General features: G+C 62.7%; 20 protein-coding genes. 11 read left to right on the top strand and 9 right to left on the bottom strand.

Translation table 11 applies throughout. The features are described 5' to 3' along the window. Positions 1-119: 119 nt before the first annotated feature. On the bottom strand, positions 120-1,082 hold the full coding sequence (locus tag KDB76_RS07680) for a DMT family transporter (RefSeq protein ID WP_038409029.1): 963 nt from the start codon (positions 1,080-1,082) through the stop codon (positions 120-122). A gap of 254 nt (positions 1,083-1,336) precedes the next feature. Next, positions 1,337-2,830, bottom strand: coding sequence for a polyphosphate:AMP phosphotransferase (gene pap / locus KDB76_RS07675; RefSeq protein WP_013971440.1), 1,494 nt, complete (start codon positions 2,828-2,830; stop codon positions 1,337-1,339). A 153-nt stretch (positions 2,831-2,983) separates the two neighbouring features. On the opposite strand from pap, the gene mnmC reads away from it, so the two are divergent. The 5 genes from mnmC to KDB76_RS07650 all read left to right on the top strand — a co-directional run bounded on the left by mnmC (position 2,984) and on the right by KDB76_RS07650 (position 10,273). Then, entirely contained in the window at positions 2,984-4,948 is a 1,965-nt protein-coding gene (mnmC, locus tag KDB76_RS07670) for a bifunctional tRNA (5-methylaminomethyl-2-thiouridine)(34)-methyltransferase MnmD/FAD-dependent 5-carboxymethylaminomethyl-2-thiouridine(34) oxidoreductase MnmC (RefSeq protein ID WP_038409027.1), read from the top strand. Positions 4,949-5,113: 165 nt separating this feature from the next. Then, positions 5,114-6,901 carry an N-acetylglutaminylglutamine amidotransferase gene (locus KDB76_RS07665; RefSeq protein WP_023663291.1) on the top strand — a complete coding sequence of 596 codons (1,788 nt, stop codon included), beginning with the start codon at positions 5,114-5,116 and terminating at the stop codon, positions 6,899-6,901. Between the two features lie 3 nt (positions 6,902-6,904). Next, positions 6,905-8,650 carry an N-acetylglutaminylglutamine synthetase gene (ngg, locus tag KDB76_RS07660; RefSeq protein ID WP_013971437.1) on the top strand — a complete coding sequence of 582 codons (1,746 nt, stop codon included), beginning with the start codon at positions 6,905-6,907 and terminating at the stop codon, positions 8,648-8,650. A 128-nt stretch (positions 8,651-8,778) separates the two neighbouring features. Further along, entirely contained in the window at positions 8,779-9,963 is a 1,185-nt protein-coding gene (locus tag KDB76_RS07655) for an osmoprotectant NAGGN system M42 family peptidase (protein ID WP_013971436.1), read from the top strand. 82 nt (positions 9,964-10,045) lie between these two features. Continuing rightward, positions 10,046-10,273, top strand: coding sequence for a YheU family protein (locus KDB76_RS07650; protein WP_013971435.1), 228 nt, complete (start codon positions 10,046-10,048; stop codon positions 10,271-10,273). Between the two features lie 114 nt (positions 10,274-10,387). On the opposite strand, the gene csrA is transcribed toward KDB76_RS07650, so the two are convergent. Both csrA and KDB76_RS07640 read right to left on the bottom strand, forming a co-directional pair. Then, complete coding sequence (gene csrA / locus KDB76_RS07645) at positions 10,388-10,576, bottom strand: carbon storage regulator CsrA (protein ID WP_023662751.1); 189 nt, start codon at positions 10,574-10,576, stop codon at positions 10,388-10,390. Between the two features lie 120 nt (positions 10,577-10,696). Next, positions 10,697-11,506 (bottom strand): SDR family oxidoreductase, encoded by an 810-nt coding sequence (locus KDB76_RS07640; protein WP_038409024.1) that lies wholly within the window; start codon positions 11,504-11,506, stop codon positions 10,697-10,699. 312 nt (positions 11,507-11,818) lie between these two features. On the opposite strand from KDB76_RS07640, the gene KDB76_RS07635 reads away from it, so the two are divergent. Then, positions 11,819-11,971, top strand: coding sequence for a DUF3309 family protein (locus tag KDB76_RS07635; protein WP_013971433.1), 153 nt, complete (start codon positions 11,819-11,821; stop codon positions 11,969-11,971). Positions 11,972-12,027: 56 nt separating this feature from the next. On the opposite strand, the gene KDB76_RS07630 is transcribed toward KDB76_RS07635, so the two are convergent. The 3 genes from KDB76_RS07630 to KDB76_RS07620 all read right to left on the bottom strand — a co-directional run bounded on the left by KDB76_RS07630 (position 12,028) and on the right by KDB76_RS07620 (position 15,103). After that, the gene (locus KDB76_RS07630) at positions 12,028-13,692 is read right to left on the bottom strand and encodes a cation acetate symporter (RefSeq protein ID WP_013971432.1); all 1,665 of its coding nucleotides are present in this window, start codon (positions 13,690-13,692) and stop codon (positions 12,028-12,030) included. Next, positions 13,689-14,000, bottom strand: coding sequence for a DUF485 domain-containing protein (locus KDB76_RS07625; RefSeq protein WP_003260090.1), 312 nt, complete (start codon positions 13,998-14,000; stop codon positions 13,689-13,691). Before KDB76_RS07625 ends, KDB76_RS07630 begins: the two co-directional genes overlap by 4 nt. A gap of 242 nt (positions 14,001-14,242) precedes the next feature. Next, positions 14,243-15,103, bottom strand: a complete 861-nt coding sequence (locus KDB76_RS07620; RefSeq protein WP_013971431.1) for a glycine betaine ABC transporter substrate-binding protein — start codon at positions 15,101-15,103, stop codon at positions 14,243-14,245. Positions 15,104-15,300: 197 nt separating this feature from the next. On the opposite strand from KDB76_RS07620, the gene KDB76_RS07615 reads away from it, so the two are divergent. The 3 genes from KDB76_RS07615 to KDB76_RS07605 all read left to right on the top strand — a co-directional run bounded on the left by KDB76_RS07615 (position 15,301) and on the right by KDB76_RS07605 (position 19,528). Further along, on the top strand, positions 15,301-16,866 hold the full coding sequence (locus KDB76_RS07615; protein WP_038409022.1) for a beta-1,6-glucan synthase: 1,566 nt from the start codon (positions 15,301-15,303) through the stop codon (positions 16,864-16,866). A 248-nt stretch (positions 16,867-17,114) separates the two neighbouring features. Then, positions 17,115-18,062, top strand: a complete 948-nt coding sequence (locus KDB76_RS07610) for an IS110 family transposase (protein WP_038408539.1) — start codon at positions 17,115-17,117, stop codon at positions 18,060-18,062. A 114-nt stretch (positions 18,063-18,176) separates the two neighbouring features. Further along, positions 18,177-19,528 (top strand): IS3 family transposase gene (locus KDB76_RS07605; RefSeq protein ID WP_249206221.1). Its coding sequence is split into 2 segments (ribosomal slippage): positions 18,177-18,654 and positions 18,654-19,528, totalling 1,353 coding nucleotides; the frame shifts between segments, so codons are not numbered across the junction. A gap of 63 nt (positions 19,529-19,591) precedes the next feature. Here KDB76_RS07605 and KDB76_RS07600 read toward each other — a convergent pair. Then, entirely contained in the window at positions 19,592-20,539 is a 948-nt protein-coding gene (locus tag KDB76_RS07600) for an IS110 family transposase (protein ID WP_038408539.1), read from the bottom strand. Between the two features lie 249 nt (positions 20,540-20,788). Beyond that, complete coding sequence (locus tag KDB76_RS07595; RefSeq protein ID WP_023663555.1) at positions 20,789-21,151, bottom strand: hypothetical protein; 363 nt, start codon at positions 21,149-21,151, stop codon at positions 20,789-20,791. Positions 21,152-21,341: 190 nt separating this feature from the next. On the opposite strand from KDB76_RS07595, the gene KDB76_RS07590 reads away from it, so the two are divergent. Both KDB76_RS07590 and KDB76_RS07585 read left to right on the top strand, forming a co-directional pair. After that, positions 21,342-22,640, top strand: a complete 1,299-nt coding sequence (locus KDB76_RS07590; protein WP_003260096.1) for a hypothetical protein — start codon at positions 21,342-21,344, stop codon at positions 22,638-22,640. Further along, complete coding sequence (locus KDB76_RS07585) at positions 22,633-23,457, top strand: VacJ family lipoprotein (RefSeq protein ID WP_013971427.1); 825 nt, start codon at positions 22,633-22,635, stop codon at positions 23,455-23,457. The genes KDB76_RS07590 and KDB76_RS07585 overlap by 8 nt, the downstream gene beginning before the upstream one ends. Positions 23,458-23,464: the final 7 nt, after the last annotated feature.

Genomic DNA, 23,464 nt, shown 5'->3' with positions numbered 1-23,464 from the left:
TGCACTGCCTTTACCGGCCCTTTCGCGGGTGAACCCGCTCCCACAGGATTACCACAAGGCTGAATATTGTGGGATGCCTGTGGGAGCGGGTTCACCCGCGAAGAGGCCGGTACAGGCGATCATTGAGCCTGGGCCAACCGCGCCCTGCGGGCGCGCCACCCGGCCACCAGCGAAGGCCCCAGTGCCACCAGCGCCGAGCCCAGCACCACGGTCACTGCCCCCACATAGCCCAGGGCATTGATGTCCTCGGCGTGCACATAATCAGGCCAGACCAAGGCCGCCAGTGCCACCGCGACAAAGGTCACCAGCGGGGTCAGCGCCAGCGTGGCACTCACCCGCGACGCCTCCCAGTGCGCCAGCGCCTCGGCGAACGCGCCATAGGCCACCAGGGTGTTCAGGCAACAGGCCAGCAACAGCCAGCCTTGCACCGGGGTCAGCTGCAACGCCTCCAACGGGTGGGCCCAGGGTGTCAGCAGCGCGGCGCAACTGAGGTAGATCACCATCATTACCTGCTGCGAATGCCACACCGTCAGCAACTGCTTCTGGCTGAGCGCATAGAACACCCAGACGCTGGTGGCCAGCAGGATGATCAGTACGCCGGTGGTATAGGTGCCGAGCGAGGTCAGCAGCTCTTCCAGGCGCTGGTTGAAAAACAGCCCGAACCCCGCCAGCAGGATCAGCAGGCCCACGCCCTGCCCCAGGCTGAAGCGCTCGCGGAACACGAACACGCTGGCCACCAGCAACAGCACCGGGCCGATCTGCACGACCAGTTGCGCGGTGCCCGGGCTGAGCAGGTTCAGGCCAATCAGGTACAGCACGTAGTTGCCCATCAGGCCGAGCACGGCCACTAACACCAGGCCTTTGCCCTTGGGCGTCAGCTTGCTGAAGGAAGGCAGCCTGCGCTTGGCGGCCAGCCAGGCGAACAGCAGGCCGCCGGAGACCAGCAGGCGGTACCAGGTGACGGTGACCGGGTCGACCACTTGCAGCACCTGCTTGAGCTTGATCGGCAGGATGCCCCAGAGCAACGCCGTCAAAAGTGCCAGGAAAAGGCCATAGCCCCAGCGGCCGGTAATGGTGTGCATAAAATCCTCGATCGAGCCCGTGGTGGGGGTGGTTGAATTCTACGGGCTTGGAGGGCGGGGACGGTGGTGGGTGCCGGGAAAAGAATTCATCAGGTCATTCTTCTGCGGCATGGCTTGGCAGTTGTGCTGCCTGTTCTGGCCTCTTCGCGGGTAAACCCGCTCCCACAAGGATCACGCAAGATTCAGCCCTGTGGTATTCCTGTGGGAGCGGGTTCACCCGCGAAGAGGCCGGCACAGGCAAACAGGAACTTCGATTATTTCTTGTCCCTGGCAAACGCCGCCTCAAGCGCCTGGTTGATGGTGCGCAACACCTTCACCCGCGCCCAGCGCTTGTCGTTGGCCTCCACCAGCGTCCACGGCGCAATTTCGGTGCTGGTGCGGTCGACCATGTCGCCCACCGCCTGGACATAGTCGTCCCATTTGTCGCGGTTGCGCCAGTCATCCTCGGTGATCTTGTAACGCTTGAACGGGATCTGCTCGCGCTCTTCGAAACGCTCCAGCTGGGTCTGCTGGTCGATCGCCAACCAGAACTTGACCAACACCGTGCCGGCATTCACCAGCTGTTCCTCGAAATCGTTGATCTCGCTGTAGGCACGCATCCAGTCCGCCGGGCTGCAGAAGCCTTCCACACGTTCCACCAGCACCCGCCCATACCAGGAACGGTCGAAGATGGTGAACTTGCCACGCGCCGGAATGTGCCGCCAGAACCGCCACAGGTATGGCTGCGCGCGTTCTTCTTCAGTGGGTGCCGCAATGGGCACGATGCGGTACTGGCGCGGGTCCAGCGCGGCGGCCACGCGGCGGATGGCACCGCCCTTGCCGGCAGCGTCGTTGCCTTCGAACACCGCCACCAGGGCATGCCGGCGCATGTGCTTGTGGCGCAGCAGGCCGGCCAGGCGGGCCTGCTCGGTGACCAGTTGCTCCTGGTAGTCGGACTTGTCCAGGCGCAGGGTCATGTCCAGCGCGCCGAGCAGGCTGCGCTGGTCGATGCTGCGGCCCAGCGGGGCGACATTGCCCTGGTGCTTGCCTTTGGGGTTGTTGTCCAGTGCCGCCTGCAGGCTTTCCAGCAGGATGCGCCCTACCGCCAGGCTGCGGTAGTTCGGGTCGACGCCCTCGATGACATGCCATGGCGCGTAGTCGCGGCTGGTGCGGCGCAGCACGCGCTCACCAAAGCGCACGAAACGGTCGTAGGTTTCCGACTGCTGCCAGTCCAGCGGGCTGATTTTCCAGCTGTGCAGCGGGTCGTCCTTGAGCGATTTCAGCCGCGCCTTCATCTGCTTCTTGGACAGGTGGAACCAGAACTTGATGATCAGCGCACCTTCGTCGCACAGCATCTCTTCCAGGCGTTCGGCGCCGGTGATGGCCTGGTCGAGCACGGCATCCTTGAACACCCCGTGCACCCGCCCCTGCAGCATCTGGCTGTACCAGTTGCCGAAGAACACGCCCATCCGCCCCTTGGGTGGCAGGGCCCGCCAGTAGCGCCAGGCCGGCGGGCGGGCCAGCTCTTCGTCGGTCTGCTGGTCGAAAGTGAGCACATCGATCATGCGCGGGTCCATCCACTCGTTCAGCAGTTTGACCGTCTCGCCCTTGCCGGCGCCTTCGATACCGTTGATCAGCACGATCACCGGGAAGCGCGCCTGCTGCTTGAGTTCGTACTGGGCTTCGAGCAGGGCCTCGCGCAAAGCGGGTACCTCGGCGTCGTAAGCCTCCTTGTCGATGCTGTGGCCGATTTCTGCGGATTCGAACATGCACTGGCTCCTTCAATGGATAAGCAAGACTAGCGGATTTGAAGGCTTGTGCAGTACCTGTGGGAGCGGGCGTGCCGGCGATAGGGCCGGCACAGCCAGCGCAAAATCCTCAGATGGCATAAAATCCGCCCATCCGCTGCAACCGAGCCAACCATGTCCACCCTCCTCCAGCACGCCCAGATCGACTGGGACGACCAGGGCCGCCCCCATTCGCGGCAATACGACGACGTCTATTTCGCAGTCAACGAAGGCATCGAAGAAACCAGGCACGTGTTTCTCGGGCAAACCCGTCTGGCCGAGCGCTTTGCCAACCTCGCCCCGCACGCCTGCGTGGTGATCGGCGAAACCGGGTTCGGCACCGGCATGAATTTCTACTGCGCCTGGCAACTGTTCGAGCAGCACGCCCATGCCGAGGCCCGCCTGCATTTCGTCAGCGTCGAAAAATACCCCCTCGGTCGCGACGACCTGGCCCGTGCCATACGCCTGTGGCCGGAACTGGCGGCCTACAGCCAGCCCCTGCTGGAGCAGTACGTGGCGGTGCACCCTGGCTTCCAGCAGTTCACCTTCGACAACGGCCGGGTCACCCTCACCCTGCTGATAGGCGACGTACTGGAGCAGCTGCCGCAACTCGATGCGCAGATCGATGTGTGGTTTCTCGACGGCTTCGCGCCGGCCAAGAACCCCGACATGTGGACCCCGGAGCTGTTCGCGCAACTGGCACGGCTGTCACACCCGGGCACGGTGCTAGGCACCTTCACCACCACCGGCTGGGTACGCCGCAGCCTGGTCGATGCCGGCTTCGCCATGAAGAAGGTGCCGGGCATCGGCAAGAAATGGGAAGTGATGAGCGGCGCCTATGTCGGCCCTGTACCCAGCCCCGGTGCGCCATGGTATGCGCGCCCGGCTGCCGTTGCGGGGCCGCGTGAAGCGCTGGTGATAGGCGCCGGGCTCGCCGGCAGCACCACCGCCGCCAGCCTGGCACGGCGTGGCTGGCAGGTGACCGTGCTGGAACGCCACGACACGCCGGCTCGGGAAGCTTCGGGTAACCCGCAAGGGGTGCTGTACCTCAAGCTGTCCGCCCATGGCACGGCGTTGTCGCAGATGATCCTGGCCGGTTTCGGTTACACCCGGCGCCAGCTGCAGCGCCTGCAACGTGGCCATGACTGGGATGCCTGCGGCGTGCTGCAACTGGCCTTCGACAGCAAGGAAGCCGAACGCCAGGGCAAACTGGCTGGGGCCTTCGAACATGGCCTGCTGCACTCGCTGGAACGTGCAGAAGCCGAAGCCATCGCAGGTGTGGCCTTGCCGGCTGGCGGGCTGTTCTATCCCGAAGGTGGCTGGGTGCACCCGCCGGCGCTGTGCCAACAGCAGTTGCAGCACCCGGGTATTCGCCTGCTGACGCACCAGGAGGTGCTCGAGCTGCGCAAGGTCGACGGGCAGTGGCAAGCCTGGGCTGGCGAACGTTTGCTGGCCAGCGCGCCGGTGGTGGTGCTGGCCGGTGCCGCCGACGTACTGCGCTTCGAACCATGCGCGCAGCTGCCGCTCAAGCGCATCCGCGGGCAGATCACCCGCCTGCCGGCCACCCCCAGCAGCCGCGCGCTGCGCACCGTGGTGTGTGCGGAAGGCTATGTAGCGCCGCCGCGCGGCGATGAACACACCTTGGGCGCGAGCTTCGACTTCCACAGCACAGACCTGGCGCCGACGGTGACCGAGCACCAGGGCAACCTGGCATTGCTGGACGAGATTTCGGGCGATCTGGCCCAGCGCCTGGGTACGGCCGAGTTGGACCCCGGGCAATTGCAGGGGCGTGCGGCGTTCCGTTGCACCAGCCCGGATTACCTGCCGATCGTCGGGCCGGTGGCGGATGCGCAGGCGTTCGCCCAGGCCTATGCAGTGCTGAGCCGGGATGCACGGCAGGTGCCGGATGTGGTCTGCCCCTGGCTGGATGGGTTGTATGTGAACAGCGGGCATGGCTCGCGCGGGTTGATCACGGCGCCGTTGAGCGGCGAACTGGTGGCGGCGTGGGTGTGCGGGGAGCCGCTGCCGTTGCCACGGGCGGTGGCGGAGGCGTGCCACCCGAATCGGTTTGCCTTGCGCAGGTTGATTCGCGGGAAATAGGGGTTGGGGCCGCTGTGCGGCCCTTCGCGGGCTCGCCCGCGAAGGGCTGCGCAGCAGCTCCATATAACAGATCGATCTAAAACTCTCGCAAACCACATGGGTCAGTTCCTTAAGGTGCCCTAATCCGGGGCACCCCCTCCCCAACGGAAAAACCGGTAAGGACCTATGTGCGGATTAGCAGGAGAGTTGCGTTTTACACCCATCGACCAAGCCCCTCGCCCAGCCGACCTGGCTGCGGTAGAGCGCATAACCCACCACCTGGCGCCCCGTGGCCCGGATGCCTGGGGCTTCCATAGCCAAGGCCCGATCGCCCTCGGCCACCGGCGCCTGAAAATCATGGACCTGTCCGACGGCTCTGCCCAGCCGATGGTGGACAACACCCTGGGCCTGTCGCTGGCCTTCAACGGCGCCATCTACAACTTCCCCGAACTGCGCCAGGAGCTGCAGGCCCTGGGCTACAGCTTCTGGTCCGACGGCGACACCGAGGTGTTGCTGAAGGGCTACCACGCCTGGGGCGCGGCCCTGCTGCCCAAGCTCAATGGCATGTTCGCCCTGGCGATCTGGGAACGCGACAACCAGCGCCTGTTCCTCGCCCGCGACCGCCTGGGCGTAAAGCCCTTGTACCTGTCGCGCAACGGCGAGCGCCTGCGCTTCGCCTCGACCCTGCCAGCGCTGCTCAAGGGTGGTGACATCGACCCGATGCTCGACCCGGTGGCACTCAACCACTACCTGAATTTCCACGCCGTGGTGCCGGCGCCACGCACCCTGCTGGCCAACGTGCAAAAGCTGGAACCCGGTACCTGGATGCGCATCGATCGTCATGGCGAAGTGGAACGCCAGACCTGGTGGCAGCTGCACTACGGCGCCAACCCCGATGAACGTGAGCTGGACCTGGAAGGCTGGACCACCCGCGTGCTCGACGCCACCCGCGACGCCGTGGCCATTCGCCAACGGGCAGCGGTGGACGTAGGTGTACTGCTGTCTGGCGGGGTCGATTCCAGCCTGCTGGTCGGCCTGCTGCGCGAAGTGGGCGTGGATGACCTGTCGACCTTCTCCATCGGTTTCGAGGATGCCGGTGGCGAACGCGGCGACGAGTTCCAGTACTCCGACCTGATCGCCAAGCACTACGGCACCCGTCACCACCAGCTGCGCATTGCCGAGCACGAAATCATCGACCAGTTGCCAGCCGCCTTCCGCGCCATGAGCGAACCCATGGTCAGCCATGACTGCATCGCCTTCTACCTGCTGTCGCGGGAAGTGGCCAGGCACTGCAAGGGCGTGCAAAGCGGCCAGGGCGCCGACGAGCTGTTCGCCGGCTACCACTGGTACCCGCAGGTGGACGGCGCAGAGGATGCCTTTGCCGCCTACCGCGAAGCCTTCTTCGATCGCAGCCACGCCGAGTACCGCGACACCGTGCAGGCACCCTGGCTGCTGGAAAGCGACGCAGCGGGCGACTTCGTCCGTGAACACTTCGCCCGCCCTGGCGCCCCCGATGCGGTAGACAAGGCGCTGCGCCTGGACAGCACGGTGATGCTGGTCGACGACCCGGTCAAACGGGTCGACAACATGACCATGGCCTGGGGCCTGGAGGCGCGCACGCCATTCCTCGACTACCGGCTGGTGGAGCTTTCGGCACGCATTCCGGCACGCTTCAAGCTGCCCGACGGCGGCAAGCAGGTGCTCAAGCAGGCGGCGCGGCGGGTGATCCCGCACGAGGTGATCGACCGCAAGAAGGGCTACTTCCCGGTGCCGGGCCTGAAGCATCTGGAAGGCGCCACCCTCGGCTGGGTACGTGAACTGCTGACCGACCCCAGCCAGGACCGCGGGCTGTTCAACTCGGCCATGCTCGACCGCCTGCTGAGCAACCCGCACGGCCAGCTGACACCGCTACGCGGCTCCAAGCTGTGGCAGCTGGCGGCGTTGAACCTGTGGCTGAGCGAACAAGGAATTTGACCGATGAAAGCCCATGAAATCGCTTACGGTCAGCGCCTGCTGCGCGGCCAGGCGCCGTCCTACGAGCGCCTGCAGGCGCGCCTGGCCGGCGACGGTAGCCAGCCCCACGACCAGCCGCGCGCCGTACATTGCGGCTGGGGCCGGCTGCTGATTGGCCACACCTACCCCAACCCGGCCGACCTGGCCGCCGACCTGCTGGAAGAACGCCCCGGCGAGCGCGATATCGCCCTGTACGTGGCCGCGCCGCAGCAGTTGCTGGCCCAGGCCCCGCAGCAACTGTTCCTCGACCCGTCCGACACCCTGCGCCTGTGGTTCACCGACTACCGCCCGGCGCAGCGGGTGTTCCGCGGCTTTCGTGTGCGCCGGGCGCAGAACCCGGGCGACTGGCAGGCGATAAACACCCTGTACCAGGCGCGCGGCATGTTGCCGGTCGACGCCGAGCTGCTTACGCCTCTGCACCTGGGCGGCCCGGCGTACTGGCTGGCCGAGGACGAAGACAGCGGCGCGGTGATCGGCAGCGTCATGGGCCTGAACCACGCCAAGGCGTTCGACGACCCCGAGCACGGCAGCAGCCTCTGGTGCCTGGCGGTAGACCCGCACTGCACCCGCCCCGGCGTGGGCGAGGTGCTGGTTCGCCATCTGATCGAACACTTCATGAGCCGCGGCCTGGCCTACCTGGACCTGTCGGTGCTGCACGACAACCGCCAGGCCAAGCGCCTTTACCAGAAGCTGGGTTTTCGCAACCTGCCGACCTTCGCGGTCAAGCGCAAGAACGGCATCAACGAACAGCTGTTTCTGGGGCCGGGGCCTCAAGCCGACCTCAACCCCTACGCACGCATCATCGTCGACGAAGCGCTGCGTCGAGGCATCGAGGTACAAGTTGACGATGCCGCTGGCGGCCTGTTCACCCTCAGCCTGGGCGGGCGCCGCATTCGCTGCCGTGAGTCGCTCAGCGACCTGACCAGCGCCGTGACCATGACCCTGTGCCAGGACAAGCGCCTTACCCAACATGCCTTGCACAATGCCGGGCTGCAGGTGCCGGCGCAGCAGCTGGCCGGCAATGCCGACGACAACCTGGCGTTTCTCGAAGAGCATGGCGCGGTGGTGGTCAAGCCGGTCGATGGCGAGCAAGGCCAGGGCGTGGCGGTGAACCTCACCTGCATCGACGACATCACCCAAGCCGTGGCGCATGCCCGCCAGTTCGACAGCCGCGTGTTGCTGGAAAGCTTCCATGCCGGGCATGACCTGCGCATCGTGGTGATCGGCTATGAAGTGGTGGCGGCAGCCATCCGCCACCCAGCGCAAGTGCTGGGCGATGGCAAGCACAGCATCCGCGAGCTGATCGATGCCCAGAGCCGTCGGCGCCAGGCCGCAACCGGTGGCGAAAGCCGCATTCCACTGGACGACGAAACCGAGCGCACCCTGCGTGCGGCGGGCTTTGGCTACGACGACGTGTTGCCCGCCGGCCAGCGCCTGGCCGTGCGACGCACCGCCAACCTGCACACCGGCGGCACCCTGGAAGACGTGACCGAACGCCTGCACCCGGTGCTGGCCGACGCCGCCGTGCGCGCGGCGCGGGCGCTGGAGATCCCGGTGGTGGGGCTGGACTTCATGGTGCGTGATGCCGGGCAACCGGAGTACGTGATCATCGAGGCCAACGAGCGTGCCGGCTTGGCCAACCATGAACCGCAACCGACCGCCGAGCGTTTTATCGATCTGCTGTTTCCGCATAGCCGGCCTTTGGCGTAACCGCTGCCGGCCTCTTCGCGGGTAAACCCGCTCCCACAGGTACGGTGCTGCACTCGGGCTCTGTGGGGCCCTGTGGGAGCGGGTTTACCCGCGAAGAGGCCGGCTCAGGAGTAAAGGAGTCCCCAACCATGTCCGACCGACATCCCGAACCCGATCTCGACTACCTCAAGCGCGTGCTGCTGGAGATGCTCGCCATCCCCAGCCCCACCGGCTTCACCGACACCATCGTGCGCTACGTGGCCGAGCGCCTGGACGAACTGGGCATCCCTTTCGAACTGACCCGCCGCGGCACCATCCGCGCCACCCTCAAGGGCCGCCAGACCTCGCCCGACCGCGCCGTATCCGCTCACTTGGACACCATCGGCGCCAGCGTGCGCCAGTTGCAGGACAACGGCCGCCTGGCCCTGGCGCCGGTCGGTTGCTGGTCCAGCCGCTTCGCCGAAGGCAGCCGGGTCAGCGTGTTCACCGATACCGGCGTATACCGGGGCAGCGTGCTGCCGCTGATGGCCAGCGGGCATGCCTTCAACACCGCCATCGACCAGATGCCGGTCAGCTGGGAGCACGTTGAGGTGCGCCTGGACGCCTACTGCGCCACCCGCGCCGACTGCGAGGCGCTGGGTGTAAGCATCGGTGATTTCGTTGCCTTCGACCCGCTGCCCGAATTCACCGAAAGCGGCCACATCAGCGCCCGCCACCTGGACGACAAGGCCGGCGTGGCAGCGCTGCTGGCGGCGCTGAAAGCCGTGGTGGAAAGCGGCCGCCAACCGTTGATCGACTGCCACCCGCTGTTCACCATCACCGAAGAGACCGGCTCGGGAGCGGCTGGCGCCCTGCCCTGGGACGTCAGCGAGTTCGTCGGCATCGACATCGCCCCGGTGGCGCCTGGGCAGGCCTCCAGTGAGCATGCGGTGAGCGTGGCCATGCAGGACTCGTCGGGGCCTTACGACTACCACCTGTCCCGGCACCTGCTGAAACTGGCCGGCGACCACGACCTGCCGGTGCGGCGCGATCTGTTTCGCTACTACTTCAGCGATGCCCATTCGGCAGTGACGGCGGGGCACGATATTCGTACCGCGCTGGTAGCCTTTGGTTGCGATGCCACCCATGGCTACGAGCGAACACACATCGACAGCCTGGCGGCGTTGAGCCGCTTGTTGTCGGCGTACCTGCTTAGCCCGCCGGTGTTTGCCAGTGATTCGCAGCCGGCCAATGCGTCGTTGGAGCGCTTCAGCCACCAGCTGGAACATGATGCACAGATGGAGAGCGATACGCGGGTGCCGGCGGTGGATAGCCTGGTTGGCAACAAGGCTTGAGGCCATGGGGGCTGTGTTGCAGCCCCAAAATCTCGAATGTTTCGCGTAGCATGCCCCCACCAACACCCTAGGCAACGCCAACATGCTGATCCCTTACGACCAACTGCAAGCCGAAACCCTGACCCGCCTGATCGAGGACTTCGTCACCCGTGACGGTACCGACAACGGCGACGACACCCCGCTGGAAACCCGCGTGCTGCGGGTGCGCCAGGCATTGGCCAAGGGCCAGGCGTTCATCCTGTTCGACCCGGAAAGCCAGCAGTGCCAGTTGCTGGCCAAGCATGATGTGCCCCGCGAGCTGCTCGACTAACAGGCCTGGCCTCTTCGCGGGCTCGCCCGCTCCCACAGGCATTTCACAAGTCTTGAGGGCGGTGCAGTACCCGTGGGAGCGGGCGTGCCCGCGAAGAGGCCGGCACAGGCAACATCAAACCCTGCGGGCTTTGGCCTGCTGCCCTTCCTTGATGCGCTTGTACACCTCGGCCCGATGCACCGGTACCTGCCGCGGTGCGTCCACGCCAAAGCGCACCATCCCGTCCCGCGTTGCCACGACCATGATCCGAATGTCATCACCAATCACGATGATCTCTCCCACTTCGCGCCCTATTACCAGCATGCTCCGTTCCTCCAGCGAAAGGGAAAACCAGAGCCTGCCTTGACGGCATAGGGCTACTCAATAGTTCTGCCGTGATTCAGAAGCACCCTACATCTGCCGGTAACTTTCCTTACAGACGGATCATCGCGACCGAGCCTTGGCCCGCATTTTCACCGCCATCTCAGCCATCTCGTCATACAGCCGCTCAGGTGCCTGACGCTTCAGTTGCCAGGCCTGGCGCCCGGCCTCATGGGGCAGGATCAGGAACTCACCAGCGGCAACCTGCCGGTGGATGTATTCGGCGATGTCCGCCGCATTGATCGGCGAGCCTTCAAGCAGCTTGCCAACCTGGGCTTTCATCGCCGGGTTCGGCCCGCGGAACGAGTCCAGCAGGTTGGTCTGGAAGAAAGACGGGCACACCACGTGCACCGCCACTTCCAGTTCGCGTAGCTCGACCAGCAGGCTTTCCGACAGGGCAAGTACGCCGGCCTTGGCCACGTTGTAGTTGCTCATGCCCGGCCCCTGCATCAGCGCAGCCATCGAGGCGATGTTGATGATACGCCCCTTGCTGCGCTCCAGCAGCGGCAGAAAGGCCTTGCAGCCCTTGACCACGCCCATCAGGTTGACTGCGATCTGCCAGTCCCAGTCCTCCAGCGACAGTTCGGCGAAGAACCCGCCCGAAGCAACGCCGGCGTTGTTGACGATCACATCGATACCACCGAACTGCTCGGTGCAGGCCTGGGCCAGGGCGGTGAGCTGGCTGTAGTCGCGCACGTCGCAACGCTGGGCAAAGCCATCGCCACCGGCTGCGCGGGCCAGCTCCAGGGTTTCGCGCAGGCCGGCTTCGTTGACATCGGCCAGCGCCAGGCGCCAGCCCTCGCGCGCCCAGCGCAGGGCGATCTCGCGACCGAGGCCGGACCCGGCGCCGGTGATCATGATGCGGTTTTGCATGGTGGCTGGCCTTGTTCTGATGGGTTGTGCAACCAGTCTAATCAAGGCCTGGGGGGCAGGCAGGGTTCATCAAGGTAGTGAATGGAGGGGCATGACTGTGTGGTCAGTACCGGCCTCTTCGCGGGTAAACCCGCTCCCACAGGATCATCACAAGCCTGAGGGTTGCGCTGTCCCTGTGGGAGCGGGTTTACCCGCGAAGAGGCCGGTACTGGCAACCATTCAAATGGAATCTTTAACGTTCACCACCAGTCCTTATTTACAAGAGGCCAGCAGTCCGAGGCCCTTGACCCTCAACCACGCAAGGACTCCGTCATGACCACGATTCTCATCATCATCCTGATCCTTCTGCTGATTGGTGGCTTACCGGTCTTCCCGCACTCGCGCAGCTGGGGCTATGGCCCGTCTGGCATCATCGGCGTGGTGCTGGTAGTTCTGCTGGTTTTGTTGCTACTAGGCATGATCTAGCAGCGAAAACACAAAAAAACCGCGCCGAAGCGCGGTTTTTTTCATTGCCGGAAGGATCAGTGCGAAACAGCACCCGAAGCGCCCAGGCCAGTCTGCGAACGCACGAATTGCGGGAAGAACAGCGCACGTTCGTCTTCGGCAGCCTTGGACTTGTCGGTGACCGAGAAGAACCAGATACCGACGAAGGCGATCAGCATCGAGAACAGAGCCGGGTACTCGTACGGGTAGATCGGCTTCTCGTGGCCGAGGATCTGCACCCAGATGGTCGGACCGAGGATCATCAGCGTCACCGCACTCACCAGGCCCAGCCAGCCGCCGATCATGGCACCGCGGGTGGTCAGCTTCTTCCAGTACATCGAGAGCAGCAGTACCGGGAAGTTGCAGCTGGCAGCGATGGAGAACGCCAGGCCGACCATGAAGGCGATGTTCTGCTTCTCGAAAAGGATACCCAGGCCGATCGCCAGTACGCCCAGGGCGACGGTGGTGATCTTAGACACGCGGATCTCGTCCTTGTCGTTGGCCTTGCCCTTGCGCCATACACTGGCGTACAGGTCGTGGGACACCGCCGAGGCACCGGCCAGGGTCAGGCCGGCGACCACCGCCAGGATGGTGGCGAAGGCAACAGCCGAGATGAAGCCGAGGAACACGCTGCCACCCACGGCGTTGGCCAGGTGCACCGCTGCCATGTTGTTGCCACCCAGCAGGGCGCCAGCGGCGTCCTTGAAGTCCGGGTTGGTGCTGACCAGCAGGATGGCGCCAAAGCCGATAATGAAGGTGAGGATGTAGAAGTAACCGATGAAGCCGGTGGCGTACAGCACGCTCTTGCGCGCTTCCTTGGCGTCACTGACGGTGAAGAAGCGCATCAGGATGTGCGGCAGGCCGGCGGTACCGAACATCAGCGCCAGGCCCAGCGAGAATGCCGAGATCGGGTCCTTGACCAGGCCGCCCGGGCTCATGATCGCCTCGCCCTTGGCGTGCACCTTGATTGCCTCGGAGAACAGGGTATTGAAGTCGAAGCCCACGTGCTTCATCACCATCAGCGCCATGAAGCTGGCACCGGACAGCAGCAGCACGGCCTTGATGATCTGTACCCAGGTGGTGGCCAGCATGCCGCCAAACAGCACGTACAGGCACATCAGGATACCCACCAGGATCACCGCCACGTGGTAGTCCAGGCCGAACAGCAGCTCGATCAGCTTGCCGGCACCGACCATCTGCGCGATCAGGTAGAACGCCACCACCACCAGCGAACCGGAGGCCGACAGGGTGCGGATCTCCTTCTGCCCGAGGCGGTACGAGGCCACGTCGGCGAAGGTGTACTTGCCCAGGTTGCGCAGGCGTTCGGCGATCAGGAAGAGGATGATCGGCCAACCGACCAGGAAGCCGATCGAATAGATCAAGCCATCGTAGCCAGAGGTGAACACGAGTGCGGAAATACCCAGGAACGAGGCGGCCGACATGTAGTCACCGGCAATCGCCAGGCCGTTCTGGAAGCCGGTGATCTTGCCACCGGCGGCGTAGTAGTCCGACGCCGACTTGTTGCGCTTGGAGGCCCAGTAGGTGATACCGAGGGTGAAGGCGACGAAGGCCACGAACATGGCGATCGCGGAGACGTTCAGCGGTTGCTTCTGCACCTCGCCGGTCAGGGCATCGGCGGCCCACACGGCGGGTGCGAAGGCTCCGCAGGCCAGTACGGCCAGGGCTTTGGCGTGGCGAATCATTGTTGCGCCTCCTTCAGGATGGCCTTGTTCAGCTCATCGAATTCGCCGTTGGCGCGGCGTACGTAGATGGCGGTCAGGACGAATGCCGAAACGATCAGGCCGACGCCCAGGGGGATGCCCCAGGTAATCGACGACTCAGGGCTGAGCTTGGTGCCCAGAATCTGAGGACCGTAAGCGATCAGGAGGATGAAGGCGCAGTACAGGCCGAGCATGATCGCCGAGAGAATCCAGGCGAACCGTTCGCGTTTGGTGACCAGCTCCTTGAAGCGGGGGCTGTTTTGTATCGAGAGGTAAATGCTGTCGTTCATTGTTTTTGTCCTAGCAGCACAGATAGGGGTGGAACCCACGACCCTTACTTTATGCGGCTATCGGACGCCAACCAGACGACCTTAGTCTTAGATGCAACGGTGTTTTACCGGTTGCGTAACAAAGTGATGACCCATTCGCGGGCACGCCCGCTCCCACAGGGGCATCACCAGCCCGGAAGGCAGTGATATCCCTGTAGGAGCGGGTTCACCCGCGAAGCAGCAAAACTGGCCCTGACGGGTTGTTACTTGCCAGTCCACTCCTTCACGCGATCAGGGTGCTTGGCCACCCAGTCCTTGGCCGCCGCTTCAGGCTTGGCGCCTTCCTGGATAGCCAGCATCACTTCGCCAATCTCGTCCTTCGACTGCCAGTTGAACTTCTTCAGGAACTCCGCCACTTCCGGTGCCTTGGTGGCCAGTTCCTTGCTGCCGATGCTGTTCACGGTTTCCGCGGCGCCATACACGCCTTTCGGGTCTTCGAGGAACTTCAGCTTCCACTTGGCGAACATCCAGTGCGGTACCCAGCCGGTCACCGCAATCGACTGCTGCTTGGCATAGGCACGGCCCAGTTCTGCTGTCATCGCCGCGCCGGAACTGGCCTGCAGCTTGTAACCGGTCAGGTCGTAGTCCTTGATTGCCTGGTCGGTCTTGAGCATTACGCCGGAGCCGGCGTCGATGCCGACGATCTTCTGCTTGAAGGTGTCATCGGTCTTGAGGTCGGCGATACTCACCGCCTTGACGTACTCAGGGACGATCAGGCCAATCTTGGCGTCCTTGAAGTTCGGGCCGTAGTCGACCACGTTGTCCTTGTTCTTGGCCCAGTACTCGCCATGGGTCACCGGCAACCAGGCCGACAACATGGCATCGAGCTTGCCGGTGGCCACGCCCTGCCACATGATCCCGGTGGCCACGGCCTGCAACTTCACGTCGTAGCCGAGTTTCTGCTTGATTACTTCGGCAGCCACGTTGGTGGTCGCCACGCTGTCAGCCCAACCATCCACGTAACCAATGCTGACTTCTTTGGCCATTGCCTGTGCCGCACTCATGGCCAGTACCATGGCGGTGCCCACACCCAGGAAACGTCGCATTTTTGTATTAGCAGCCATCAAAGCATCCCCTCGTCAGGTCTCGGAATTTGCATCATCGTCCTGCAACAATAGTCGACCTGCTCCAGCTACGACCTATATCCGCCCCATATGCGACAGCACTATGCCATTAGCGCCATCGGCCTATGCCGCCCTGCGCGATCCTTGCATGCCAAAAGTTTGGCGCCGGGCTACTATCTACCCTTTTGCACCTGACGATGGACCGCCCGATGCCCAGTTCTACCCGCCTGCTGCTGCCGTTGTACCTGCTTGCCTGCCTGCTCGCCCTGCTCGGGCTCGGAGGGCTCTGGTACGGGCTTGGCAAGCCGGTGCAACTGCCGGACGCGGCCAGCGCGACGCACAAGCTGCAATGCGCCTCGTATACCCCGTTCGACAAGGACCAGTCGCCCTACGACCGGCCGTTGCGCCTGCGCCCGGCGCGCATGGATGCCGACCTGGCGTTGCTGGCCGAGCGTTTTCAGTGCATCCGTACCTATTCCCAGACCGGTCTCGAGGCAATCCCGGCGCTGGCACGCAAGCATGGCCTGAAGGTGATGCTGGGTGCCTGGGTCAACGCCCACTCGGCCGACACCGAGAAAGAAATCGAGCTGCTGATCGCCGCCGCCAATGCCAACCCCGACGTGGTCAGCGCGGTGATCGTCGGCAACGAGACGCTGCTGCGCAAGGAAGTGACCGGCGCGCACCTGGCCACGCTGATCGCCCGGGTGAAAAGCCAGGTCAAGGTACCGGTGACCTACGCCGATGTGTGGGAGTTCTGGTTGCAGCACCCGCAGGTGGCGCCTGCGGTGGACTTCCTGACTATCCACCTGCTGCCTTACTGGGAAGACGACCCGCGTGGCATCGACGAAGCCCTGGCCCATGTCGCCGATGTACGCCGGGTGTTCGGCACACGCTTCGCGCCGAAGGACGTCCTGATAGGCGAAACCGGTTGGCCCAGCGAAGGCCGCCAGCGCGAAACCGCGGAGCCCAGCCGGGTCAACGAGGCGCGTTTCATTCGCGGCTTCGTGGCCATGGCTGAAAGCAACGGCTGGCACTACAACCTGATCGAGGCGTTCGACCAGCCATGGAAGCGCGCCAATGAGGGGGCGGTCGGCGGCTACTGGGGGCTTTACGATGCCGACCGGCAGGACAAGGGCGTACTCGAAGGGCCAGTGAGCAACCTGCCTTACTGGCCGCAGTGGTTGCTGGCCAGTGCCCTGCTGATGGTGCTGATGCTGATGCTTGCCGGGCGCCCCGCCACCCCGGCGGCGGCCATGCTGCTGCCGTTGCTGGCGGCGTTTGGGGCAGGCTGCCTGGGGCTTTGGGGCGAGTTAATGCGCACCCATGCGCGCTTTACCGGGGAGTGGCTGTGGGCGGTGCTGCTGGCGGGGCTGAACCTGCTGGTGCTGGCCCATGCCGTGCTGGCCCTGGCGCGGCGCACGGGCTGGCGCGAGCGCCTGTACGCCTGGCTGCAGGCGCGGGCCGGCTGGCTGTTGCTGGCAGCGGGTTTTGCCGCGGCGGTGAGCATGCTGGCGATGGTGTTCGACCCACGCTATCGCAGCTTCCCCAGCGCAGCGTTGGCGTTGCCGGCGCTGGTATTTGCACTGTGGCCGGTGCCGGCGCGGCGGGCGGAGGTGGCATTGCTGGCGTTCATCGTCGGTGCCGGGGTGGCGCCGCAGTTGTTTGTGGAAGGGTTGGAGAACCAACAGGCCTGGGGGTGGGCCGGGGTGAGTGTGCTGATGACCGCGGCCTTGTGGCGGAGCTTGCGCCTGCGCCCGGCCTGATATCCTTGGGACCGCTTCGCGCTCCATCGCAGGCAAGCCAGCTTGTATGGTTAGACTTGAAGGGAGGAGGAGGGACAAAGCCAGCTTCTGACTGTTAGCGCAGTACAGACCGTGGGAGATCTCGCCCCTCCTCCCTTTTCACCCAAGCGCCGATAAAGAATGCTTCCGGGCTCAGACCGACGAAAGACACAAGCCAGCGCCTCTGGGTGACCCTTCAAGTGCTTCAACACTATCGAGGAGAGTTGCTCATGGCAATGGTGGTTGCTGATTCAAAGCGGCTGATTGGCGTGGATGTGGCCAAAGCGGAACTGGTCATCTGGGACGATGAATCAGCAGAGCTCATAGCAATCCCCAATACCAAAGCAGCTATTAAGAAATGGCTCAAAGGCCTCTCGGGTGCGATGTCCGTGGCCATCGAGGCGACCAACATCTATCACGTTCTGTTTACGGATCTGGCCTTTGAGTTTGGGCATACGATCTACGTGGTAGATGGTTACGCCCTGAGCCATTACCGCAAAGGCGTCAACGTACGCGCTAAGACAGATGCAATTGATGCCCAGCTGTTGGCCCGCTATCTGAAGAACGAAGGACAGGACCTTACGCCTTGGGCGCCGCCACCGGCTATCTATCGACAACTTCTGAGCCTGTTTCGGCGACGTGCGGGACTGGTCCAGGCACGAACCAGCCTGTCTCAGGGATGGGCTAATGAACCGCTACTTAGAGCCGCCTTCAAGACACATCTGCGTGCGATGCAGCGGCTTGAGCTGCTGGTGGAGAAGATGATCAAGGGTCTGCTGGAAAAGGCCGGACTGATGCCTCAGGTAAAGCGCTGCATGAAGGTCGAGGGGATTGGTTTTCTAACGGCTGCACGCCTGACTGCGACGTTTCAGCGTGGCAACTTCAGCGGGGGGGATGCGTTTATCGCCTTTTTGGGTATGGATCTGAGGATTGCGCAGTCGGGGCAGAAAAAAGGGCAATCCAAGCTCACGAAGCGAGGAGACCCCGAAGCTCGACGCCTCCTTCACAACGCAGCCATGTCGGCATGCCGCACGGCAGTATGGAAATCGTACTACGAAGAGCGCCTGGCACGTGGTTTTAGCACGACAGCATCGCTTGTCATGCTCGCACGCAAATTGGCGCGAGTAGTATTTGCCCTACTGAAAAGCGGAGATGAGTATCGGTCAAAAGCCGCTTAAAAAACTTCCCTAAAACCATAGAATCTCCCACAGGAGTTATGCTGCCTACGAAATCGGCGCGGTCCCTGGACTGCCCCCAAGAAGTTGGACACCAATCCAACCCTTGGGGGATCTATGGGTAAATACACAGAGCAGTTCAAGCTCACGGCTATCACCGCTTACCTAGAGGGCAGCCGGGGCTTTCGCAAGGTGGCACAACACTTTGGCATCGATTTCAGCCTGCTTCGGCGCTGGGTTGCTGGCTACCAAGTCGATGCCAGCCTCGGCCCTCGCTCGCATGGTCGCCGCTACACCGAGGAATTCAAGCGGCGGGTGCTCAAGTACATGCTTGAGCATCGCCTGTCCCTGCGCCAAACAGCGGCGCACTTTGACCTTGGACAGTCCTCACAGATAGGCATTTGGCTGCGGCAGCACTACAGTGGCAGTCCTGAAGCCACTCTCGCCAAACAAAGAAAATCAGCCGTGCCGAAGAAAATTAAGCCCATCAAGCCGACAGATACCAATGACGCAGAGAAATCTCGTGAGCAGTTGTTGAGCGAGCTCGAGTATCTGCGCATGGAGAATGATGTCCTAAAGGAGTTAAAGGCTCTGCGAGAGGAGAAGGAGCGAACACGGACGAAAAAGCCCTGATCGTCTGTAAATTCAGACATAAATATCCGCTGCCTGATCTCTTGCAGATGGTGGGGTTGGCACGCAGTACCTTTTATTACCAGATCAAGTGCCAGCAAAAGCCGGACAGGCACGCCTCGCTCAAGGAGTTGGTGCAGCGTGTCTATCACGAGGAGAAAGGGCTGTATGGCTACCGCCGCATTGCCCTTGCCATCAGGAATCAGGGGACCTTGGTCAACAAGAAGGTCATTGAACGGTTGATGGCTGAGCTTGGTTTGCAGTCCGTTGTACGCCCGAAGAAGTATCGATCCTATCGCGGCATTGTCGGCAAGATGGCAATGAATTTGCTGGAGCGTAATTTCGTCGCGCAACGCCCCAACCAGAAGTGGGTGACCGATGTCACTGAGTTCAAAGTGGCCCAACAAAAGCTCTACCTGTCGCCCGTGATGGACTTGTACAACGGTGAGATCATCGCCTATGAAACAGCTTGCCGGCCTACTTATGGCTTGGTCGGGAACATGCTGGAAAAGGCGCTCGATGGGTTGGGTGAAAAGCCCAAGCTAGTGATCCACTCAGACCAAGGATGGCATTACCAGCAGCCCCAATACCGCCATAAGCTCGCAGCGCGCGGTGTGAAGCAGAGCATGTCTCGCAAGGGCAATTGTCTGGATAATGCAGCGATGGAAAGCTTCTTCGGCACACTGAAGTCAGAGTTCTTCTACCTGAAGCGCTTTGAAAGCGTCGAACAGCTGAAGGCGGGCCTGGAGGAGTACATCCATTACTACAACCATGACCGCATCAGGCTGAAACTCAATGGCCTGAGCCCTGTCAGCTACAGGACTCAGGCCACTGGCTAAAACTGTCCAACTTTTCGGGGGCAGTCCAACCTGTGGGAGATTCTATGGTTTTAGGGAAGTTTTTTAAGCGGCTTTTGACCGATACTCATCTCCGCTTTTCAGTAGGGCAAATACTACTCGCGCCAATTTGCGTGCGAGCATGACAAGCGATGCTGTCGTGCTAAAACCACGTGCCAGGCGCTCTTCGTAGTACGATTTCCATACTGCCGTGCGGCATGCCGACATGGCTGCGTTGTGAAGGAGGCGTCGAGCTTCGGGGTCTCCTCGCTTCGTGAGCTTGGATTGCCCTTTTTTCTGCCCCGACTGCGCAATCCTCAGATCCATACCCAAAAAGGCGATAAACGCATCACCCCCGCTGAAGTTGCCACGCTGAAACGTCGCAGTCAGGCGTGCAGCCGTTAGAAAACCAATCCCCTCGACCTTCATGCAGCGCTTTACCTGAGGCATCAGTCCGGCCTTTTCCAGCAGACCCTTGATCATCTTCTCCACCAGCAGCTCAAGCCGCTGCATCGCACGCAGATGTGTCTTGAAGGCGGCTCTAAGTAGCGGTTCATTAGCCCATCCCTGAGACAGGCTGGTTCGTGCCTGGACCAGTCCCGCACGTCGCCGAAACAGGCTCAGAAGTTGTCGATAGATAGCCGGTGGCGGCGCCCAAGGCGTAAGGTCCTGTCCTTCGTTCTTCAGATAGCGGGCCAACAGCTGGGCATCAATTGCATCTGTCTTAGCGCGTACGTTGACGCCTTTGCGGTAATGGCTCAGGGCGTAACCATCTACCACGTAGATCGTATGCCCAAACTCAAAGGCCAGATCCGTAAACAGAACGTGATAAATGTTGGTCGCCTCGATGGCCACGGACATCGCACCCGAGAGGCCTTTGAGCCATTTCTTAATAGCTGCTTTGGTATTGGGGATTGCTATGAGCTCTGCTGATTCATCGTCCCAGATGACCAGTTCCGCTTTGGCCACATCCACGCCAATCAGCCGCTTTGAATCAGCAACCACCATTGCCATGAGCAACTCTCCTCGATAGTGTTGAAGCACTTGAAGGGTCACCCAGAGGCGCTGGCTTGTGTCTTTCGTCGGTCTGAGCCCGGAAGCATTCTTTATCGGCGCTTGGGTGAAAAGGGAGGAGGGGCGAGATCTCCCACGGTCTGTACTGCGCTAACAGTCAGAAGCTGGCTTTGTCCCTCCTCCTCCCTTCAAGTCTAACCATACAAGCTGGCTTGCCTGCGATGGGCCGCAAAGCGGCCCCTTTCAGCCTTACTCCGGCGACCTGACCAGCCGCAACCCCGCCAGCACCAGCGCGAACACGGCAATGCTGGCGGTATACAGCACCAGTGCCGGCACCGCGAACACCAACGCCACCACTGCCAGCCACCAGCCGCCACGCCCGGCAACAAACTGCGCCAGCAGCGCCAGCCCCAGCCCGCCCCAGGCCATCACCTGATGATGAATGCCCAGCCCCAGCAACGACCGTACCTCACACTGCCAGTACGCCGCCGGCGCCGTGCACAGCCCCACCCACTGCCCGTCCTCCATCAGCCCATAGCGCACGCCATAACTGGCAGCAAGCCAGAGCCCCAGAAACAGCACAAGCAGCGCAGCCGGCAGCGAACGAGACATCCAGCTCTCCAATAGCGGTAATCGAAAGCATCCATGATCGCTTATGCCCAGTTGTAAGGCAAAATCACATCCCTGCAGCTATGTTGCAGATAACAAGCACACCAAAGACCACCGCACCTGGCAACTTTGCCCGGCCCGTTGTGGTCCTAGCCTGCACACTGCTCGACCTTGCGTTCTTTTGGGGGATTACATGCTTCGATCTTTGCGCCTCGCTGCCTTGCTCGGTGGCCTGCTCATGGCTGTGGCCGCTTCGGCGCGGGATATCGACGCCGCGAGCTATGGTTTCCCCTTGACCAACCCGTTCGAGGCAACCATCGCCACCACGCCACCGGACCAGCGCCCCACCCTGCCCGAAGATGACGAAATCAACCAGTCCGACTACAGCCTCAACCTGCGCCCGGACCGTGAATTCACTCTGCCGGACAATTTCTGGGCGGTGAAAAAGCTCAAGTACCGCCTGGCCCGCCAGGACCGCGAGGCGCCGCTGATCTTCATCATCGCCGGCACCGGTGCGCCCTACACCAGCAGCATCAACGAATACCTGAAGAAGCTGTTCTACCAGGCCGGCTTCCACGTGGTGCAGCTGTCGTCGCCAACCAGTTACGACTTCATGAGCGCCGCCTCGCGCTTCGCCACCCCAGGCGTCAGCCAGGAGGATGCCGAAGACATGTACCGGGTGATGCAGGCCGTGCGTGCCCAGCACCCGCGCCTGCCGATCAGCGAGTTCTACCTCACCGGCTACAGCCTGGGCGCACTCGACGCTGCCTTTGTCAGCCACCTGGACGAAACCCGCCGCAGCTTCAACTTCAAGCGTGTACTGCTGCTGAACCCGCCGGTCAACCTGTACACCTCGATCAACAACCTGGACAAGCTGGTGCAGACCCAGGTCAAGGGCATCGACCGCAGCACCACCTTCTACGAGCTGATGTTGGCCAAGCTGACCCGCTACTTCCAGGAAAAGGGCTACATCGACCTCAATGAGGCCTTGCTGTACGACTTCCAGCAGTCGCGCCAGCACCTGTCCAACGAGCAGATGGCCATGCTGATCGGCACCTCGTTCCGCTTCTCGGCAGCCGACATTGCCTTTACCTCCGACCTGATCAACCGCCGCGGCCTGATCATTCCGCCGAAGTTCCCGATCACCGAGGGCAGCAGCCTCACGCCATTCTTCAAGCGTGCCCTGCAGTGCGACTTCGACTGCTACATGACCGAGCAGGTCATCCCCATGTGGCGCGCCCGGACCGACGGCAACAGCATCCTGCAACTGGTCAACCAGGTCAGCCTGTATGCACTTGAAGACTACCTGAGCAGCAGCGACAAGATCGCCGTGATGCACAACGCCGACGACGTCATCCTCGGCCCTGGTGACATCGGCTTCCTGCGCAAGGTGTTCGGTGAGCGTCTGACCCTTTACCCCCATGGCGGCCATTGCGGCAACCTCAATTACCGCGTCAACAGTGACGCCATGCTGGAGTTCTTCCGTGGTTAACAAACTCCTCTTCGCCACTGCCCTGTTCGCCGCCGGCCACGCCCTGGCTGCCGAAACCGCCCCCCGGGCCAGCGTGGTCGAGGCCGACCCGCAAGTCACCGAAGCGCCACTGGCGCCCGAGACCGATGGTTTCCTCGACCCGCTGCGTGAGCTGAAATTCAACCCGGGGCTGGACCAGCGCGAGTTCGAGCGCTCCACCCTGCAAGCGCTGAACGTGTACGACCCGCTGGAGTCGATCAACCGGCGCGTCTATCACTTCAACTACCGTCTGGACCAATGGGTGCTGCTGCCGATGGTAAGCGGCTACCAATACGTCACCCCGCGCTTCGTGCGCACCGGGGTGACCAACTTCTTCAACAACCTGGGCGACGTGCCGAACCTGTTCAACAGCGTGTTGCAGCTCAAGGCCAAGCGCTCGGCCGAGATCACCGCGCGGCTGATGTTCAACACCATCATCGGCGTGGGTGGGCTTTGGGACCCGGCAACCAAGATGGGCCTGCCGCGGCAAAGTGAAGACTTTGGCCAGACCTTGGGCTTCTATGGCGTACCGGACGGGCCGTACCTGATGCTGCCGGTGCTGGGGCCTTCGAACCTGCGCGATACCACCGGGCTGGTGGTGGACTATGCAGGCGAACAGGCGATCAACTACCTGAACGTGGCCGAAGCCAGCAGCGACCACCCGGAAATCTCCGTGCTGCGCGTGGTGGACAAGCGCTACAGCACCAAATTCCGCTATGGCCAGCTCAACTCGCCGTTCGAGTACGAGAAGGTGCGGTATGTGTATACCCAGGCGCGCAAGTTGCAGATAGCCGAGTAGGCAGGCC

Origin of the sequence: Pseudomonas sp. JS425 (assembly GCF_018223845.1) — a bacterium.
GTDB lineage: Bacteria > Pseudomonadota > Gammaproteobacteria > Pseudomonadales > Pseudomonadaceae > Aquipseudomonas > Aquipseudomonas asiatica.
Note: the sequence above shows the minus strand (reverse complement) of the source record. Positions and strands in the feature narration are given on the sequence as shown.